The sequence below is a fragment of the Ruegeria sp. AM5 genome, assembly GCF_056540645.1.
In genome coordinates this window covers 280,185-299,437 of the sequence record NZ_JBQFXC010000004.1, presented here as the reverse complement: position 1 = coordinate 299,437, position 19,253 = coordinate 280,185, and the positions used below count along the sequence as shown (strand labels likewise).

General features: G+C 57.6%; 15 protein-coding genes. 5 read left to right on the top strand and 10 right to left on the bottom strand.

Annotated features, from left to right (window positions below; all coding sequences use genetic code 11):
- Nucleotides 1-47 precede the first annotated feature (47 nt).
- Together moaA and ACR0AH_RS13000 are read left to right on the top strand one after the other, a co-directional pair.
- A complete protein-coding gene (moaA, locus tag ACR0AH_RS13005) occupies nucleotides 48-1,055 on the top strand; it encodes a GTP 3',8-cyclase MoaA (protein ID WP_170404063.1) in 1,008 nt (335 codons plus the stop codon).
- Nucleotide 1,056: 1 nt separating this feature from the next.
- Nucleotides 1,057-2,355 (top strand): 3-deoxy-D-manno-octulosonic acid transferase, encoded by a 1,299-nt coding sequence (locus tag ACR0AH_RS13000; protein ID WP_480592240.1) that lies wholly within the window; start codon nucleotides 1,057-1,059, stop codon nucleotides 2,353-2,355.
- Nucleotides 2,356-2,429: 74 nt separating this feature from the next.
- Here the strand turns inward: ACR0AH_RS13000 and ACR0AH_RS12995 are convergent, their stop codons facing one another.
- From ACR0AH_RS12995 to ACR0AH_RS12975, 5 genes are read right to left on the bottom strand one after another with little or no spacing between them, the layout of a single operon-like run.
- A complete protein-coding gene (locus tag ACR0AH_RS12995; protein ID WP_170733170.1) occupies nucleotides 2,430-3,593 on the bottom strand; it encodes a M20 aminoacylase family protein in 1,164 nt (387 codons plus the stop codon).
- A gap of 17 nt (nucleotides 3,594-3,610) precedes the next feature.
- A complete protein-coding gene (locus ACR0AH_RS12990) occupies nucleotides 3,611-4,774 on the bottom strand; it encodes a M20 aminoacylase family protein (protein WP_480592239.1) in 1,164 nt (387 codons plus the stop codon).
- Between the two features lie 14 nt (nucleotides 4,775-4,788).
- Nucleotides 4,789-5,955, bottom strand: coding sequence for a M20 aminoacylase family protein (locus tag ACR0AH_RS12985; RefSeq protein WP_170647659.1), 1,167 nt, complete (start codon nucleotides 5,953-5,955; stop codon nucleotides 4,789-4,791).
- A 22-nt stretch (nucleotides 5,956-5,977) separates the two neighbouring features.
- Complete coding sequence (gene argE, locus ACR0AH_RS12980) at nucleotides 5,978-7,144, bottom strand: acetylornithine deacetylase (RefSeq protein WP_480592237.1); 1,167 nt, start codon at nucleotides 7,142-7,144, stop codon at nucleotides 5,978-5,980.
- A gap of 5 nt (nucleotides 7,145-7,149) precedes the next feature.
- Nucleotides 7,150-8,970, bottom strand: coding sequence for an ABC transporter ATP-binding protein (locus tag ACR0AH_RS12975; RefSeq protein ID WP_170397103.1), 1,821 nt, complete (start codon nucleotides 8,968-8,970; stop codon nucleotides 7,150-7,152).
- A gap of 285 nt (nucleotides 8,971-9,255) precedes the next feature.
- Between ACR0AH_RS12975 and ACR0AH_RS12970 the strand changes: the two genes are divergently transcribed.
- The 3 genes from ACR0AH_RS12970 (at nucleotide 9,256) to ACR0AH_RS12960 (ending at nucleotide 13,034) form a co-directional block, all read left to right on the top strand.
- Nucleotides 9,256-10,962: a peptide ABC transporter substrate-binding protein gene (locus ACR0AH_RS12970; protein ID WP_170397105.1), complete on the top strand. Its 1,707-nt coding sequence runs from the start codon at nucleotides 9,256-9,258 to the stop codon at nucleotides 10,960-10,962.
- Nucleotides 10,963-11,053: 91 nt separating this feature from the next.
- Nucleotides 11,054-12,061, top strand: coding sequence for an ABC transporter permease (locus ACR0AH_RS12965; protein WP_170585944.1), 1,008 nt, complete (start codon nucleotides 11,054-11,056; stop codon nucleotides 12,059-12,061).
- Nucleotides 12,054-13,034, top strand: coding sequence for an ABC transporter permease (locus ACR0AH_RS12960; RefSeq protein ID WP_170585947.1), 981 nt, complete (start codon nucleotides 12,054-12,056; stop codon nucleotides 13,032-13,034). The genes ACR0AH_RS12965 and ACR0AH_RS12960 overlap by 8 nt, the downstream gene beginning before the upstream one ends.
- Nucleotides 13,035-13,040: 6 nt before the next feature.
- Here the strand turns inward: ACR0AH_RS12960 and ACR0AH_RS12955 are convergent, their stop codons facing one another.
- The 5 genes from ACR0AH_RS12955 to ACR0AH_RS12935 form a co-directional block, all read right to left on the bottom strand.
- A complete protein-coding gene (locus tag ACR0AH_RS12955) occupies nucleotides 13,041-14,177 on the bottom strand; it encodes an MFS transporter (RefSeq protein WP_480592235.1) in 1,137 nt (378 codons plus the stop codon).
- Nucleotides 14,178-14,246: 69 nt separating this feature from the next.
- A complete protein-coding gene (locus ACR0AH_RS12950) occupies nucleotides 14,247-15,524 on the bottom strand; it encodes a DUF3422 family protein (RefSeq protein WP_480592233.1) in 1,278 nt (425 codons plus the stop codon).
- Between the two features lie 107 nt (nucleotides 15,525-15,631).
- Nucleotides 15,632-15,988: a VOC family protein gene (locus ACR0AH_RS12945; RefSeq protein WP_170404099.1), complete on the bottom strand. Its 357-nt coding sequence runs from the start codon at nucleotides 15,986-15,988 to the stop codon at nucleotides 15,632-15,634.
- Nucleotides 15,989-16,147: 159 nt separating this feature from the next.
- On the bottom strand, nucleotides 16,148-17,602 hold the full coding sequence (locus ACR0AH_RS12940; protein ID WP_170397117.1) for an NAD(P)(+) transhydrogenase (Re/Si-specific) subunit beta: 1,455 nt from the start codon (nucleotides 17,600-17,602) through the stop codon (nucleotides 16,148-16,150).
- A gap of 14 nt (nucleotides 17,603-17,616) precedes the next feature.
- Nucleotides 17,617-19,188 (bottom strand): Re/Si-specific NAD(P)(+) transhydrogenase subunit alpha, encoded by a 1,572-nt coding sequence (locus ACR0AH_RS12935; protein WP_170397119.1) that lies wholly within the window; start codon nucleotides 19,186-19,188, stop codon nucleotides 17,617-17,619.
- Nucleotides 19,189-19,253: the final 65 nt, after the last annotated feature.

The window sequence follows — 19,253 nt, the reverse complement described above, 5'->3', positions numbered from 1 at the left end:
CGCAGATGGCACTTGCCGCGAACATGCCTCCGCTTTACCTATGAGCCATGACAGCTCCGCTTATAGACCCTTTTGCCCGCGCCATCACCTATCTTCGCGTCTCCGTTACGGATCGCTGCGATTTCCGCTGCGTCTACTGCATGTCCGAAGATATGAAGTTTCTTCCCAAGAAAGACCTTCTGACTCTGGAAGAGTTGGATCGTATGTGCACGACTTTCGTCAATTTGGGCGTCGAGAAATTGCGCATCACCGGGGGCGAACCACTGGTTAGGCGAAACATCATGTCATTCTTCAACAGCATGACCCGACATCTGGACAGCGGCGCCCTGAAGGAGTTGACGCTGACAACCAACGGATCACAATTGCACCGATTTGCGGATGATCTTTACGCAGCGGGCGTGCGGCGCGTGAATGTATCGCTCGATACGCTGGATGAAGACAAATTTGCCAAGGTCACCCGATGGGGCCGCCTGAAACAGGTACTGAACGGCATTGACGCAGCGCAGAAGGCTGGCCTGCGGATCAAGATCAACGCTGTCGCTCTGAAAGGGTTCAACGAGCCCGAGCTACCCAAGATCACCGAATGGTGTGCCGAACGTGATATGGATCTGACCTGGATCGAGGTGATGCCCATGGGCGACATAGGCAACGAAGACCGGCTGGATCAGTATTGGTCGCTCAAGGACGTCCGCAAGGAATACCAGAACCACTATACGGTCACTGATCTGGCCGAACGGACAGGTGGCCCGGCGCGGTATGTCAGGCTTGAAGAGACCGGTCAAAAGATCGGTTTCATAACGCCACTCAGCCATAACTTCTGCGAAAGCTGCAACCGCGTGCGCCTGACCTGCACTGGTGAGATCTACATGTGCCTTGGCCAGGAAGATATGGCTGATCTGCGCGCACCCCTGCGCGATCATCCCGATACCGAGAAACCGTTGGAAGACGCGATCCGCGCAGCCATCAATCTCAAGCCCAAGGGCCATGATTTCGACTATTCCCGGCAAGCCGTCGACGGTCAGATGAGCCGCCACATGAGTCATACGGGCGGCTGAGATGCCCGATAGATGCGCGCAGCCGACGCTGCTGTACAAACTGTACTGCGGTCTCATATCTATTGCCGAACCCCTGATTTGGCGGAAAGTACGCAACAAACTACACGCTGCGGGTGTTCCCGAAAGCCGCCAGCAAGAACGGCTTGGCCATGCCAGTTTGCCGCGCCCAAATGGGCAGCTGATCTGGTTTCACGCGGCCAGTGTGGGTGAAAGCCTATCGGTTCTAAGCCTGATCAACCGTCTGGGGCAGCGCCTGCCGAATGCTGAGTTTCTCATCACCTCAGGCACCCCGACCTCGGCGACGTTGATTGCTAAGCGCTTGCCTGCCCGGACGCGCCACCAGTATCCGCCATTGGACAGCGCCGCTCCGGTGCGCGAGTTTCTGGACCACTGGAAACCCGATGCAGGCATCTTTGTAGAAAGTGAAATCTGGCCTCGCCTGGTCGTAGAGGCCGCAAATCGCGGCACGCCACTGGCGCTCTTGAATGCCCGGCTGTCGGACAAGTCGGTAGACGGTTGGAATAAGCGCCCCAATACTGCGCGCTTCATTCTGGATCATTTCAAGGTATTCCTAACGCAAAACTCCAAAACAGCCGATAACCTGATCGCCATGGGCGCTGATGCTGAGCGCGTCCAACCCGGCACCAACCTCAAGGCCATGTCTGACCCGCTGCCTGTGGATCAGAAGGTCCTGACCAAAACACAGGTTCAGATAAATGATCGCTCTCTGTGGATTGCCAGTTCGACCCATGCAGGGGAAGAAGAAACGGTTCTGGCAGCCCACAAAACGTTGCTGCAGCGCTGGCCCGACTTGTTACTGCTGCTGATCCCTCGCCATCCGGAGCGTGGAGACGACGTTGCTAAATTGGTGAGTGATGCTGGTCTTTCGCATGCACGACGCAGCGCTGACCAACAGATAACATCAGACATACAGGTCTATGTCGCGGATACATTGGGTGAAACCGGAACCTGGTACGCCCTCTGCCCCATTGTTTTCCTGGGGGGGTCGCTGAAAGAGATCGGCGGCCACAACCCGTTCGAACCGGTTCAGGCGGGGGCTGCGGTGATCACCGGTCCCGGCTATTTCAATTTTGCCGAGACATTTGAGCCGCTCATCAAAACAGGCGGCGCCGTCCGGATCAACTCGGCCAACGCATTGTCAGATGCCGTCACCCTCTGGCTGTCGGACAAAGCCGAACTGCACACCGCTCGAATGGCAGCCGATGCCTGCGTGAAAACACAGAGTTCGGCGTTGGATGCGGTGATCGAAACGCTCTGCTCCCGCCTGTCTCTCGGCTGACAAAACACACTGATCCCTCTTCATCTGGCTAAAAATATCTCGGGGGCGTGGGGGCAGAGCCCCCACCCTTCCCATCAAGCAGCAGGCATCCGCTGCTCAACAATCTCGGCCCACCAACTACACCCGGCAGGAATAGCCTCGTCGTTGAAATTATACTCGGGATGATGAACCATGGCCGTATCTCCATTGCCCACCAGAATATAAGCCCCCGGACGCTCTTCGAGCATAAAGGCAAAATCCTCACCCCCCATGACAAGGGGCGCCTCGTCACAGCTGCCCGAGACCGATTTCGCCACCTCGGCCGCGAAATCGGTCTGCTCGTCACTGTTCACCATCACCGGATAGCCACGAATATAGGTCACATCCGCCGTGCCACCAAAGGTCGCTGCAACTCCTGCGCAAATCTCGTTGATCCGTTTCTCGGCAAGATCGCGCATCTCTTTGCTCATGGTACGTACGGTGCCTTTGATCTGCACAGTTTGAGGAATGACATTGAACGCCTTCGAGGATGTCTCGAATGATGTCACAGACACCACGACCTGATCGATCGGGTCGGCATTGCGCGAGGCAATCGTCTGCAACGCCAGAACCGCCTGCGCGGTCATCACGGTCGTATCCACGGTCTCCTGCGGTTTCGCGGCGTGGCCACCGCGTCCTTCAAAGGTGATGTCGAACTGATCGGTCGCGGCAAAGAACGAACCCGGACGGATCGAGAAGCTGCCGACCGGACGGCCCGGCCAGTTGTGCATGCCGTAGACTTCCTGAATGTTCCAGCGCGCCATCATGCCGTCTTCGCACATTTCGCGACCACCGCCGCCACCTTCTTCAGCGGGCTGGAAGATCACCACTACAGTACCGTCAAAATTACGCGTTTCCGAAAGGTATTTCGCCGCCCCGAGCAGCATCGCCGTATGTCCATCATGGCCACAAGCATGCATCGCCCCATCGGTTTTCGAGGCGTAATCCAACCCCGTCGCCTCGTGAATCGGCAGCGCATCCATATCAGCACGCAGACCGATGACTTTGCCACTCGAGTCTGATTTGCCCTTGATCACACCGACAACCCCGGTGCGACCGATCCCGGCAACGACCTCGTCGCAGCCGAACTCTTTCAGTTTGTCCGCGACCAAAGCACTGGTGCGGTGGGTTTCAAACAGAATCTCGGGGTTTTCATGAATATCCCGTCGCCATTCGGTGATTTCGGCCTGCAATTCGGCAAAGCGGTTCTTAACTGGCATGTCTTCTCTCTCCTAATTCAAGCCGCCGGCATCCGGCGCTCGACCATTTCGGCAAACCATGAGCATCCCATCGGGATGATCTCATCGTTAAAATTGTATTCAGGGTGGTGCAGCCCGGCGCTGTCGCCATTGCCCAGCACGATGAACGCTCCGGGGCGTTCTTCCAGCATGAACGAGAAATCTTCGCCACCCATCACCATGGGCGCTTCATCACAGCTGCCACCTACGGAAATGGCGGCCTCAGCGGCAAATTCCGTCTGTTCTTCGGCGTTGATCGTCACCGGAACTCCACGCGTGTATGAGACTTTGACAGTGCCACCGAAGGTTTCAGCAATACCCTCAGCCACCTCGCTTAGCCGCGTCTCGATCAGGTCGCGCATTTCGTTCGAATGCGTTCGTACAGTACCGCGCACCTGCGCCGATTGAGGGATCACATTGAACGCTTTGGATGAGGTCTCGACCGAAGTCACAGACAGAACCGCCTGCAAAATAGGGTCCGCGTTACGCGACACGATGGTTTGAAGTGCCACGATCAGTTGCGACAACATTACTGTAGTATCAATTGTTTCATGCGGTTTCGCCGCGTGGCCGCCTCGACCTTCCAGATGAATGTCGAACTCATCCGCAGCCGCCAGCAGCGGGCCAGTCCGGATCGCGAACTGCCCCGTCGGCACACCTGGCACATTGTGCATGGCATAGACTTCCTGAATGCCGAACCGATCCATCAGACCGTCTTTGCACATCGCTTCGGCCCCATTGCCGCCTTCTTCCGCTGGTTGGAAGATCACAATGGCCGTGCCGTCGAAGTTCCGCGTCTCAGACAAATATTTCGCCGCGCCCAACACCATCGCCGTATGGCCATCATGGCCACAGGCATGCATGGCGCCATCGGTTTTCGAGGCATAATCAAGGCCCGTCTGCTCCTGCATCGGCAGCGCGTCCATATCGGCACGCAGGCCGATCACACGACCCTGCGTGTCGGTCTTGCCCTTGATGACGCCAACAACACCGGTGCGGCCAATGCCCGTCACAACCTCATCGCAACCGAACTCTTTCAGCTTTTCAGCCACCAAGGCGCTGGTGCGGTGGGTGTCATAGAGGATCTCAGGATGTTGATGAATATCCCGCCGCCAACCGGTGATTTCTTCGTGCATTTCGGCAAGTCGGTTCTTGATTGGCATCTGATCCTCCCAAATCAGGCGACGGGTAATCGTCGTTCCACCAGCTCTGCAAACCAGCTGCAACCGGCGGGAATGGCGTCGTCGTCGAAGTTGTATTCCGGGTGATGGCACATGGCCGTGTCCCCGTTTCCGATAAAGATGTAGGCTCCGGGCCGTTCTTCAAGCATGTAAGCAAAATCTTCTGACGGCATGATTGGATCGGTGCTGTCATTGACCTTGCCTGCCACGGCCTGCGCGGCCTCAGCAGCATAGATGGTTTCATCGTCCGAATTCACCGTCACCGGATAGCCCGGTGTCCACGTCATCTTAGCCGAAGCTCCAAAGGCCGAGGCAGTGTCCTCGGCGATCCGGCGCACGCGTTCTTCAGCGACCTTTCGATATTCTGGGTCAAGTGTGCGAACAGTTCCCCGCAACCGCACCGTATGGGCAATCACATTCGAGGCCACACTATCGGTTTCAAATGTCCCGACGGTCAGCACCACCCTTTTGATAGGGTCCACGGTACGCGACACCACTGATTGCAAAGCTACAACAATGTGCGACGCAATCAGCGTTGTATCTACCGCCTCATGCGGGGCGGCAGCATGACCGCCTTTACCCGTTACAACAATTTCGAATTCATCCGAAGAAGCCAGCAATGCGCCTGGTCGAATGGCAAACTCACCAACCGGCATTCCCGGCATGTTGTGCATGCCATAGACTTCTTGAATACCCCAGCGCTCCATCAGCCCGTCCTGACACATGGCCAGACCACCTGCCCCGCCTTCTTCGGCAGGCTGGAAAATCAACACAACGGTACCGTCAAAATTCCTCGTCTCGGCCAGATACTGCGCGGCGCCCAACAGCATCGAGGTATGACCGTCATGACCACAGGCATGCATCTTACCAGAAACGGTCGAAGCATAGTCCAGCCCCGTCGCCTCTTCTATGGGCAGCGCATCCATGTCGGCACGCAGCCCGATAACACGGCCTAGTGTATCCTGACGTCCCTTGATGACGGCAACCACGCCAGTCTTGCCGATGCCGGGCGCGATGTCATCCACACCGAACTCCTTCAGTCGGTCGACCACAAACCCTGCCGTTTCCTCCACATCATACATCAGCTCGGGATGCATATGCAGGTGACGACGCCATTTGGTGATCTCGCCATGCATTTCGGCGAGCCGGTTCTTGACGGGCATCTTTAACCTCTCCTTTGAGATGTTATTCGCAGAGCCTCTTTACCAGACGCTCCATGAATTTTTGACCTGCGTTGAATTGAGAAATCGTAATGAACTCATTCGGCTGATGGGCCTGCGCGATATCACCGGGGCCGCAGATAACAGCGGAATAACCGGCTTCCTGAAACTGCCCCGCCTCAGTGCCATAGCTTACCACATGTGTCGCATTGTCACCGGTGAGCGCGCGCACCAGCGTCTCGGCCTCGCCATCTTCTTCAGGCACAAGACCTGGGATCGAAAAATGCTCGGACAGCTCGATCCGGGCATCGGGATGAACCGCTTGCATCCGCGCCTCGACCTCACGAACCCTATCGAAATAGGCCTTCTGCCAGACCGATTTTTTATCGTCCGGAACGGTGCGGAAATCCATCATAAAGCGACAGTCTTTGGCGGTGATATTATGCGCGGTTCCGCCTTCAATCATTCCCACGTGGCAGGTTGTCCAAGGGGGGTCGAAGACCGCTGCAATATCCGAAGGTTGTGCCGCCATGCTCTCGGCATTGCGCTGGTTGGCCCAATTGATCAGCGGCGCGGCCTCCATAATTGCGTTGACACCCGTATGCATGATCGAGCTATGCACCTCAAAGCCAACGATATGAGTGTCATAGCCGAACCCGCCCTTATGGCCTGTAACGGCCCGCATCATCGAAGGTTCACCCACAATCACAGCCGAGCCCTTGGGTAATACGTCCTGCATGCGAGCGATCATTGGCGGCGCGCCGGTGCATCCGACCTCTTCATCAAAGCTCAGCGTCAGTTGAAGCGGACGTTTGATACCTGAATGATGTGCCTCGACCAAAGCCCAAATCGCCAGAGCGTCGAACCCCTTCATGTCGCAAGTACCGCGACCGAAGTATTTGCCGTCTTTCTCGGTCACAACGAAAGGATCGGTGTCCCAGGGCTGGCCATCGATGGGAACAACATCAGTGTGACCTGATAGGACAATCGCGCCCTCTTCCCACGGGCCGACATGCGCGAACAGAGCCGCCTTATGCGGCTGATCCGGATCAGGCCAACGATGCGGTTCGATCCCGTGGCTTTGCAGATACGCCTCGACCCAATCCACCAGCGGTAAATTCGTATCGCGACTGACAGTCGGGAATGAGATCAGCTTAGTCATGATCTCTAGCGGAGACAGGCGCTCAGCCATGAGGGTCAATATCCGCTGTCAGTGGTCAAAACAAAATGGCCCGGTTCAACCTCGTTGTATTGCGAGGGTTCGGGCGCGTATCCAATTGGATGAATTGGCGACGGGATCGGTTTGAAGTTCAAGTCTTTTTCCGACTTGCGCTTGTTCGGGTCGGCAATTGGTACCGCCTTCATCAGTGCCTGCGTATAAGGGTGCTGTGGGTTCTCAAAAACCCGAGCACGCGGGCCCAGTTCGACAATGCGGCCCAGATACATCACACCGACATGGTGACTAACCCTCTCGACCACCGCCATGTCATGGCTGATGAACAGATAGCTGAGGCCAAGCTCGGACTGCAGCTCCATCATCAGATTCAGCACCTGCGCCTGAACCGAGACGTCCAGCGCCGAAACGGCCTCATCCGCGATGATTAGCTTGGGATTCAGCGCCAGTGCTCGCGCAATCGCAATCCGTTGCCGCTGACCACCCGACATCTCATGCGGGAAGCGGCGCATGAAGCTGCGCGGCAGTTGCACCTTGTCGAACAGTTGCGCCACGCGGTCCTGCAGTTCTGACCCCGAGGCAACCCCATAGTTCCGCATCGGTTCAGCGACCTGATCAACCAACTGCATCTGAGGGTTTAGCGAGGCGAACGGATCCTGAAAGATCATCTGCATGTCCAGCCGCGCTTTGCGCAGGCCGGCCTGGTCCAGCTTCATGATGTCGACACCGTCCAGATCAACCTCACCCGCCATCGGCTCCACCAATCGCAGGATCGAGCGCCCTGCCGACGACTTGCCGCACCCAGATTCGCCCACGAGGCTGAGTGTCTGCCCCCGGTTCAGCGTGAACGAGACATCTTCGACTGCATGCACGTTCGAGATGGTCCGGCGCAGCAATCCGCCTTTCACCGCAAATCGCGTGGTCAGGTTCTTGACCGTCAGCAACACTTCGTTCGTGCCCGGGATCGGAGCGATCTTCTGGCCTTCCTCACCCAGCAGTTTCATTGGCTCGGGCGCGGCTTTGCCCTGCATCTCGCCCAATTTCGGAACCGCCGCCAGCAACGCCTTGGTGTAATCGTGCTGCGGGTTTTCGAAGATTTCTTTGACGGTGCCTTCCTCGACCTTGTTGCCGCGGAACATAACCACCACGCGGTCCGCCATCTGCGCGACCACAGCCATGTCATGGGTGATAAACATTACTGCCGTTCCGGTCTCGCGCTTGAGGCGGTCCATCAGCGCCAGAATCTCGGCCTGAATGGTCACATCCAGCGCGGTGGTGGGCTCGTCCGCAATCAGCAGGCGAGGCTCACACGCCATGGCCATGGCGATCACCACACGCTGGCGCATGCCACCGGACAGTTCATGCGGATATTGCTTCAAACGTCGCTCGGGCTCGGGGATGCGCACCTGACGCAATAGTTCTAGCGCGCGCTCTTCGGCCTGCGCTTTGTTCATGTCCTTGTGGATTCGCAATCCTTCGGTGAGCTGCCGTCCGACGGTGAAAACCGGGTTCAAGGCCGTCATCGGCTCCTGAAAGATCATTCCGATCTCATTTCCGCGAATCTGCTTCATCAGATCTTGATCGGCGTGGGACAGATCCATTTCCTCGCCGCCGCGGCGATCGAAAAGCAGTTGTCCGCCAGCAATTTCACCGCCGCCGAACTCGACCAAGCGCATCAGCGATAGAGATGAGACTGATTTGCCCGACCCCGATTCGCCCACGATACAGACGGTTTCGCCTGGGTTAACCTCGAACGAGACGTCCTCGACGCCCACCACTGGGCCATCTTTAGTTTGAAATTCGACCCGCAGTTTTTTGATCTGGGCAATTGGCTGATCCAGCACGCGCGCTCTCCCCTTGGCGGCTTTTCGGATTGGGTGCCAAACGCTAAGGCGGGCAGATGTGAAAAGTCAAACCGATAGGTCAAATTTCGCAAGGCAAGGCTTGCAATTTTCCAAAACTCTGTTTCGATACGCCGCGTAACCGTTCTGGGGAGAGGTCTGAATACACGAAGGCGATACAGTCGTTTCCGTTTGATTCCAAATCCTTATCCCTTTTGACGGCCACGCCTAACCCGCGGGCATCGCGGAGATAATCGAGACACGTATGTGTCCAACATGGAGTGTATGATGAAAATCAAAACCCTTTTGCTTGGTGCGATTGCAAGCACGGCAATGGCCCCGATGGCCATGGCCGAGCGTGGATCGGACGGCAATGTCAGCATCATTTACTGGCAAGCCCCATCGATCCTGAACCCGTTCCTTTCGGGTGGCACCAAGGATGTGGAATCCGCGTCGCTAGTGATTGAGCCGCTCGCCCGGTACAATCAAGATGGCGAAATGGTTCCGTTCCTGGCATCCGAAATTCCGACAGTTGCAAATGGTGGCGTCAGCGAAGACCTGACCTCGATCACTTGGAAAATCGCGCCGGGAATCACCTGGTCAGACGGCACGCCATTCACCTCCGCTGATGTTGTGTTCACTGCAAACTATTGCATGGACCCAGAAGGCGGTTGTGCGCAGGTGACCAAATTTGAAGGTGTCACCAATGTCGAAGCTGTCGATGATCTGACCGTCAAAGTCACATTCGATGCGCCGACCCCGTTCCCTTACGGCCCGTTCGTGGGTGGTGAGAGCCCGATCATCCAGGCAGCACAGTTCGCGGATTGCATGGGAGCCAAAGCGCCCGAATGCACCGAGCAGAACTTTAACCCGATCGGCACAGGCCCATTTGTTGTCACCGAATTCAAGCCGAATGACGTGATCACTTTCAAGGCCAATGATAACTACCGTGACCCGGCAAAGCCTGCGTTCGCAACGGTAACATTCAAAGGCGGTGGCGATGCAACTGCTGCTGGTCGTGCGGTCATGGAAACCGGCGAATTTGACTATGCCTGGAACTTGCAGCTTGCGCCTGAAGTAATCGCGCAGATGCAGGAAGGCGGCAAAGGTACTCCGGTCGCAGGCTTCGGCCCGCTGGTGGAACGCATCATGCTGAACCAGACCAACCCGTCGCCAGATCTGCCGGAGGGCGAGCGTTCGACTGCAACGCATCCGCACCCGTTCCTGCAGGACCCTGCTGTTTACAAGGCCATGTCGCTGGCCATCGACCGGCCGCTGCTGGTTGAAATCGGCTACGGTCAGGCCGGTAAGGTTACCTGCAACTGGGTACCTGCGCCTGCCGCGGTGAATTCCGACACATTCAGCTGCGATACTCAAGATATCGAAGGTGCCAAGAAGCTTCTGGATGACGCGGGTATCGTAGATTCCGATGGCGATGGCATCCGTGAAAAAGACGGTGTACCGCTGAAGATTGTCTATCAGACATCGACCAACGCAGTTCGCCAGGACTTCCAGGCGCTGATCAAAGAATGGTGGAGCCAAATCGGTATCGAAACTGAGCTGCGCAACATCAATGCTTCGGTCTTCTTTGGTGGTGATCCGGGTTCGCCTGACACCTTCCAGAAGTTCTATGCCGACGTTGAAATGTATGCCAACACCTTCAACGGCACTGACCCGCAGTCCTATCTGGGCAACGGCCTGTGCGACAAGGCACCCAAGCCTGAAAGCCAGTGGCAGGGCGAGAACATCAGCCGTTTCTGCAACGAAGAGTTCGACAAGCTGCATGGCAAGCTGGCCGAAACCGCAGGTGCGGATGAGCGCGCGCAGATCGCGCGTCAGCTGAACGACATCATGGTTGAAAATGGCGGAATGATCCCGCTGGTGCACCGTGGTCGTCTGTCGGCGCATGCAAACACGCTGGGTGGTGTTGTCCTGAACGTTTGGGACAGCGAGCTGTGGAACATTGCGGACTGGTACCGCAAGACCGGTTCCTAAGCGTTAATCCTGCAAGGCCGCGCCCCGATCTTCGGGGCGCGGTCAATTGCACACCACTCCAACAAGAAGACGCATATAAAGGCGCCTCTTAATGCTTAATTTTACAGTCAGACGACTGGTGTTGGCCGTACCCACGTTGCTGTTCATCAGTCTCGTCATCTTCCTGCTCCTCGAACTCGCACCCGGCGATCCGATGGCGCAGGTCCCGCTCACCGTCCCCCCCGAAGTCAAAGAGAAGATGCGCGAGGCGCTTGGCCTCGGCCAGCCGATGCATATCCGGTTCTGGAAATGGATCGTGCAGTTCTTCTGGATCGAACCACAGGTTCTGATCGACGCGATGTTCGGCACCACCTTTTCGGAAGGTGATCTGCGCGTGATTTCGTGGCAAACCCGTTCGCCCGTTATGGACATCGTCGTTCAGCGTATCCCGCAGACCCTGTGGGTTGTTGGCACCGCTTATGTCGTCGCCATCCTGATCGCCCTGCCCATCGGCATCTATTCAGCCTATCGCCAGTATTCTTGGTTCGACCAGATGGGTACGTTCGTGTCGATGGTCGGCTTCTCGGTCCCGCCGTTCTTCTCGGGCGTGCTGGTGATTGTGATCTTCTCAGTCCAGTTGGGCTGGTTCCCGTCGATCTATGACACCACGCATGTGGTAAACAGCTGGGACAGCTTTGTTGTGCAGTTGAAACAGATGATCATGCCGGTCATGGTTCTGGCGCTGCAGATCACCGCGCAGCTGAGCCGGTTCATGCGCGCCTCGATGCTGGACAACCTTAATCAGGATTACGTCCGTACCGCCCGCGCCAAGGGTCTCAGCGAGTACACTGTGGTCATGGTTCACGTTCTGCGCAATTCGATGATCCCCGTGGTCACCGTGATCGCGCTGGGTATTCCGGCCATCTTTGGCGGCGCCATCATCACCGAGCAGGTGTTCAAAGTGAACGGCATCGGCCAATTGCTGATCGGCGCCATTCAGGCCAATGACCTACCAATGGTGCAAACCCTGACCTTCATCTTTGCCGTGCTGATCGTGCTGTTCAACCTGATCGCCGATGTTCTCTACGGCATCCTGGACCCGAGGATTCGTTATGACTGATCATGATCGTACCGATACGCTGGTCCCGGATGAAGGGCTCGCACCCGCATCGACCGCACTGCCCACCACCGATGTGATGGAAGAACTGGCCACCCCACCCCGCAGCCAGTGGCGCGATGTTTGGGATCAGTTCAAAACCCACAAAGGCGCGATGATCGGAGCAGTCCTGTTCATCTTCATCGTCGCCGCAGTGTATCTCGGGCCGTATATTTGGACCATCGACCCGACGCAGATCGACATCCGGTCACGCAACCAAGGGCCGAGCCTTGCGCATCCCTTCGGCACCGACCAGTTGGGCCGAGATATCCTTGCTCGCATGATGTCAGGTGGTCAGACATCGGTGTCAGTCGGCATCACCGCAATGCTGTTGGCGCTGTTTCTGGGCTCATTCATCGGTGTTCTGGCAGGGTTCTTCCGACGCCTTGACGGCCCATTGATGCGCCTGACCGATCTGTTCCTGGCATTGCCGTTGCTACCGCTACTGCTGGTCATGATGCTGCTCTTCCGCGAACCGCTATCTGCCGCCTTCGGGTTGGAGCGCGGGATCTTCATCCTGATCGTCTGCGCCATCGGCATCACCTCGTGGATGCCCACAGCGCGGATCGTGCGTGGTGATGTGCTGGCCATCAAGGAGCGTGAATTCGTTCTGGCCGCCCGGTCCATCGGCACCAGCAATAGCCAGATCATCACCCGGCACATCCTGCCGAACGTGCTGTCTCCGATCATGGTCTCGGCGACATTGGGGATTGCGACTGCGATCATCACTGAAAGCGCGTTGTCGTTCCTCGGTCTCGGCTTCCCGCCGGACTTTCCGACCTGGGGCCGCCTGCTGTTCGATGGAGTCGACTATCTGCAGCAATACCCCGAGCGTGTGTTCTGGCCCGGACTGGCGATCTCGCTGACCGTTCTCAGCGTCAACTATCTCGGTGACGGCCTGCGCGACGCGCTGGATCCGCGTATTCGCGGACGTTAATCAAACTTAGTCGGCGCGCTTCAGCGCGCCGGCCAACACGATGATCAGAACGGCCAGCGGCAAAAGAACCGCAAAGGCCAGCCTCAGCGTCATCAACTCGGCCAGAAACCCGATCAGGGGCGGCCCGATCAACAACCCTCCGTACCCCAAAGTCGCCACGCTTGCGATCGCCTGCCCCGGCGGCACATGCGGGTCGTTGGCCGCGCGGCTAAAGGCCAGCGGCATGATCACCGCATAACCCACGCCCATCAGGGCAAAGCCTGCCAAAGCCAATCCGGCCTCTCCGGCCGATACCACGCCAAACACGCCCAGCGCGGCGCAAACGCCCCCAAATCGTGCCGTCGCAACCGGTCCGAACCGCGCGATCACCACCCCGCCCGCAAGCCGGAACGCAACCATCGTGACAGAGAAGACCGCATAGCCCAACGCCGCGATACTCTCAGCCGCGCCGGTGACGTCGCGCAGGAAGATCGCGCTCCAATCCGCAACGGCCCCTTCGCCCAAAGCGCCGCACAGCGCAGTGAAACCCGCAAGGATCAGGGCACCCGACGGCAAAGCGAACACCGACCCCGGTTTCGAAGCCGATCGTTTCGACGTCCAGCTCACCCAGGACAAAGCAAGCGCAAGCGCGACAACAACGCCGCCCGCCAGCAGAAAGTGCTGCAACACCGACAGCCCCATCTGCACGGCACCATATCCGCTGAGCGCCCCCAGTCCGGCCCCAAGGCTCCACATCGCGTGAAAGGACGACATGACCGGCTTGTCATAGGCCTGTTCGACCTCGGCCGCCCAGGCGTTCATTGCAACATCCATTGAGCCATGGAAGGCCCCGAACACAAACAGAAACGCCGCAAGCGACCAGAACCCGCCTGCGAGGGCCAAAAGGATCAGGGAAAAGGTGTAGAGAACCGCAATAACCCGCGTGATCGCAACTGCGCCGAACTTGTCGGTCAAACGGCCCGTGATCGGAAACGAACACACGGCACCCGCTGCCATGAACAGCAAACCAAGCCCCAATGCCTCATGCGTCAGATCCAGCCTGTCCCGAACCGCAGGGATGCGCGAAGCCCAGATGCCGAACAGCGCGCCATTCAGGATGAACATTGCGGCCACAGCGCGCCACGCAGCGACAATACCGATCACAGGGAATCCTCATAAAATCTGCCAAACGCCACCCGTTCTACAGATCATTCGTCGCCCGGCATAGACCGCTTATTCAATTCGCTTCCGGATCTGGCGCACCCCGAACCAAACGGCAAGGATGACAGGCACGGTCACAATTGCCGTCAGCATCCCTTTGCTAATCCCGGCCTGCGTCAGTGGGTATAGCAAGTAGCTGACCAGAGACACCGCATAGTAGCTGATCGCCACCACAGATAATCCCTCGACTGTGTGCTGCAATCGAAGGGCCAGATCAGCACGCCGGTCCATGCTTTCCAGCAAAGCCTGATTTTGAGCGCTGCGTTCGACATCGACACGGGTACGCAACAGGTCGCCGGCGCGAATAGCCCTGTCGGACAAGGCCTGCAAACGTCGCTCGGTTGATTTCACCGTCCGCATCGCGGGGTCATAACGACGCATCATGAAATCGGCAAAACTCTGACGTCCATTGAATCTTTGTTCACGCAACACTTCGATGCGCTGATTGACAATCGCCTCATAGGCACCCGTGGCGCCGAACCGAAAAGAACACCGTGCCGAAAGTGTCTCAAGCTCGATCGAGGTAGACAGAAGATCCGGCAACAATTCGTCCGGGTGGGCTGTTTCGTCGGACATCTGCCCCATCAGGCGGGTCAATTGACCATCCAGTTCGCCGATGCGCGGCATCAGTTGCTTGACCCTCGCAAATCCCAGCATCGACATTGCCTTGTAGGTCTCAATCTCGCACAGCCGCTGAACGATCCGCCCGGTCCGACGCCGCCCGGTGCCTTCCTTGACAAACATCGCAAGGCGCATATGCCCCGCAGGATCAATTCGGAAATCACAAGCGCAGATCGCGGCATCATCCAGCACCCGCGCCACCGCAAGGCTTTCCGGCTCGAACCACTGAGCCAGCGAAGCCTTTGCCGCCTCATCCCCCTCGTACTCGACGACGCGAATTAAGGCCGATGTCACGCGCTGCCCCGGGCTCGCCATCAACCAATCTGGCGGAAACACCTCAAAGTCTGCCGGATTGAATGCACGTTCACTGACGTTCGGAGTGATCGCGGTATAGGTCACAAACTCGGTATGTTGTTCCCATTTCAGCCAATGACGCCCGATCTGACCCGCGTAGTGAGTGGCTTCTGGCTGAGGGTGCTGCGCGCCGTGGCGATCCAGCAGATTGATCAGGTGGGCCATATCCTCGCCACGATCGCGCGTAACCGCTTCTTTGGGCTTCTTGATCGCCAGAAACACAACCGTGCTGGGCAAGGGTGCAACCGGAAATGGGCGTGCATGCAGTTCATTGGCCAGCGTATAGCGAAGCGGATGATTGTCTATGGGCGTCATGTAAGGCTCCGGTGTATCACCAGCACTATAAGGCAGACCGATACAACATCAATTGTTTATTTATTTCAATTACTTACAGGGACACAACGGTATACAATCCCGCTATCTTATTGATTCGGCTCCCATAGCTCGATGGGATTGCCTTCAGGATCGTGGATGCGGGCGAATTTCCCGACCTCGCTGTCCCACTCCGGGTTCGTCTCGACGGTGATTCCGGCGATCTTTAATTGGTCGATCAACGCGCTCAGGTCATCGACACGAAAATTGATCATCCATTGCTGCTCGGAGCGGCCGAAATACTCGGTGTCCTGCGCAAAGGGTGCGAACACCGTATATCCTTCCCGCTGCTTCCAGGGCACAGGATCGTAGTGATTGACGCCCAAATGCTTCTCATACCAAGCACTCAACGCCTGCGGATCACGGGCCCGAAAGAATATCCCGCCAATTCCATTTACCTTCTGCATGGTCTGCCTCCGACTATCCCGAACACTCGCCAAGTTTAACACAGCCCGCTTGCTTCATATGGCTAAAAAACCTTGAGGGGGTTGGAGGCAAGCCCCCATCTCATCACAAAAGAAAAGGGCGCCCTCAGGCGCCCTTTGCAATCAGATTGTCCCTTCTGATCAATCGATCATGGGCAACAGCTTGTCGAGCGAAGCCTTGGCGTCGCCATAGAACATGCGGGTGTTCTCCTTGAAGAACAGCGGGTTCTCGATGCCCGAATAGCCGGTGCCCTGACCACGCTTGGACACAAACACCTGCTTGGCTTTCCAGCATTCCAACACCGGCATCCCGGCGATGGGGCTGTTCGGGTCTTCCTGCGCCGCAGGGTTCACGATATCGTTCGAGCCAATCACGATGGCCACATCCGTATCCGGGAAGTCGTCGTTGATCTCGTCCATCTCCAGAACAATGTCATACGGCACCTTCGCCTCGGCCAGCAGCACGTTCATGTGGCCCGGCAGACGACCGGCAACGGGGTGGATCGCAAAGCGCACGTTCTTGCCCTTGGCGCGCAGCTTGCGGACCAGCTCGGACACCGACTGCTGCGCCTGCGCCACGGCCATGCCGTAGCCGGGGATGATGACGATACTATCTGCATCATTCAGCGCCGCCGCGACACCATCTGCCTCGATGGCGATCTGTTCACCCTCAACAGCCATCTGTTCACCCTGCGGGCCACCAAAGCCGCCCAGAATTACGCTGACAAAGTGACGGTTCATCGCCTTACACATGATGTAGGACAGGATTGCACCAGACGAGCCCACCAATGCACCAACCACGATCAGCAGGTCGTTGCCTAGCGAGAAGCCGATGGCCGCAGCCGCCCAACCCGAATAGCTGTTCAGCATCGACACAACCACCGGCATGTCGGCCCCGCCGATGCCCATGATCAGGTGATAGCCGATGAACAGCGCTGCCAGAGTCATCAGGAACAGCGGGAAGAAACCGCCCGAATTGGTGTACCAGATCAGGCAGATGAACGACAAAGCAGCCGCACCCGCGTTCAAAGCATGACCGCCCGGAAGCTTGGTCGCCGCCGAGGTCACCTTGCCCGCCAACTTGCCATAAGCCACGACCGATCCAGTAAAGGTGATCGCACCGATGAAGATACCGAGGAACAGCTCAACATGCAGGATCGCCAGTTCGGCCGCGGTCTTCTTCGCGATCAGCTTGGCGAACGCCCCGAGATCGGACAGGTCTGCCTGAGACGCACTGTCAGCAATCGCCATGACTTGCGCCACATTGCCGATCTCGAAATGGGCATTGAATCCCACGAACACAGCCGCCAGACCAACCAGCGAGTGCATCGCGGCCACCAGCTGTGGCATCTCGGTCATCTGGACGCGCTGTGCCACGTACTGGCCAATCAGGCCACCGCCCGCGATCAGCAACAGCGACAGCAGCCACAGGCCCGAACCGGGGCCAACCAGCGTTGCAAAGACTGCCAGTGCCATACCGACGATGCCATACCAGACCGCGCGTTTGGCGCTTTCTTGGTTCGATAGACCACCCAAAGAAAGGATGAATAGAACAGCCGCAACAACGTAGGCGGCAGTGGTAAAGCCAAATTCCATCTACCCGGCCTCCCTTAAGATTTCTGGAACATGGCAAGCATGCGCCGGGTTACGAGGAAGCCGCCGAAGATGTTGATCCCGGCCATGAAGACGCTAAGCGCCGCCAACAGAATAACGAGGAATGACCCCGATCCGATCTGCATCAAGGCTCCAACGATAATAATCGATGAGATCGCGTTGGTGATCGCCATCAGTGGTGTGTGCAAGCTATGGCTGACATTCCAGATCACCTGGAAGCCCACAAAGATCGCCAGCACAAAGACGATGAAATGCTGCATGAAGCTGGCCGGAGCGATCAACCCCACCAGCAACATCAACGCACCGCCGACGCCCAGCAACGTGAACTGTTGCTTGGTCTGCGCTTTGAAAGCCGCGATTTCCTGCGCCCTTTTCTCTTCCGGTGTCAGTTCCTTGACCTCGGCCTTAGGCTGTGCCGCAATCGCCTGCACCTTGGGCGGAGGTGGCGGGAAGGTGATCTCGCCCTCATGGGTCACGGTCGCGCCACGGATCACGTCATCTTCCATGTCGTGATTGACCTTGCCGTCCTTCTCGGGTGTCAGGTCAGCCATCATGTGACGGATATTGGTCGCGTACAGAGACGATGACTGCGCCGCCATCCGGCTGGGGAAGTCGGTATAGCCGATAATGGTCACGCCATTGTCGGTCACGATCTTCTCATCCGGCACCGTCAATTTACAGTTGCCGCCCTTTTCCGCTGCAAGGTCAACGATGACCGAACCCGGCTTCATGCTCTCGACCATATCTTTGGTCCAAAGCTCAGGTGCCTCACGGTTGGGGATCAGCGCCGTGGTGATGACGATGTCCATCTCGGGCGCCAGTTCCCGGAACTTGGCAAGCTGGGCGTTGCGGAATTCTTCCGACTGGACCGATGCGTAGCCGCCAGTCGATGCACCGTCCTGCTGTTCTTCCTCAAAATCCAGATAGACGAACTCTGCCCCCATGGATTCGACCTGCTCGGCCACTTCGGGGCGCACGTCGAACGCATAGGTGATCGCACCCAGCGAAGTTGAGGTCCCAATCGCGGCCAGACCAGCCACACCAGCACCAACGATCAGCACCTTGGCAGGCGGCACCTTACCGGCCGCCGTCACCTGACCGGTGAAGAAACGGCCAAAGTTGTTGCCTGCCTCGATCACAGCACGGTACCCGGCGATATTGGCCATCGAAGACAGCGCGTCCATCTTCTGCGCGCGCGAGATACGCGGGACCATCTCCATCGCGATCACGGTCGCGCCCTTGGATTTGGCGGCCTCCATCCCATCTTCATTCCCAGCCGGGTTAAAGAAGGAAATCAGGGTCTTATCCTTGGTCAGACGCTTCAGTTCGGTGGCATCAGGCTGACGCACCTTGGCAATAATATCCGCCGCCTTCCAAAGCGAGGCGGCGGTCTTCATGACCTCAACGCCTGCGGCTTCATAAGCGGCGTCCGAAAACCCCGCAGCAGCGCCTGCGCCCTTTTCGATCAGGCACTCATAGCCCAGTTTCTGCAACTGCACAGCCGAGTCCGGAGTCATCGCGACCCGGTTCTCGCCCTTGTACGTTTCCTTTGGCGTCCCAATTTTCACCAGTCGGTTCCCCCTAATTTTTGATTCAGGCCAGGTGGGTGTTCAGCATAGAATGACAAGCAGAC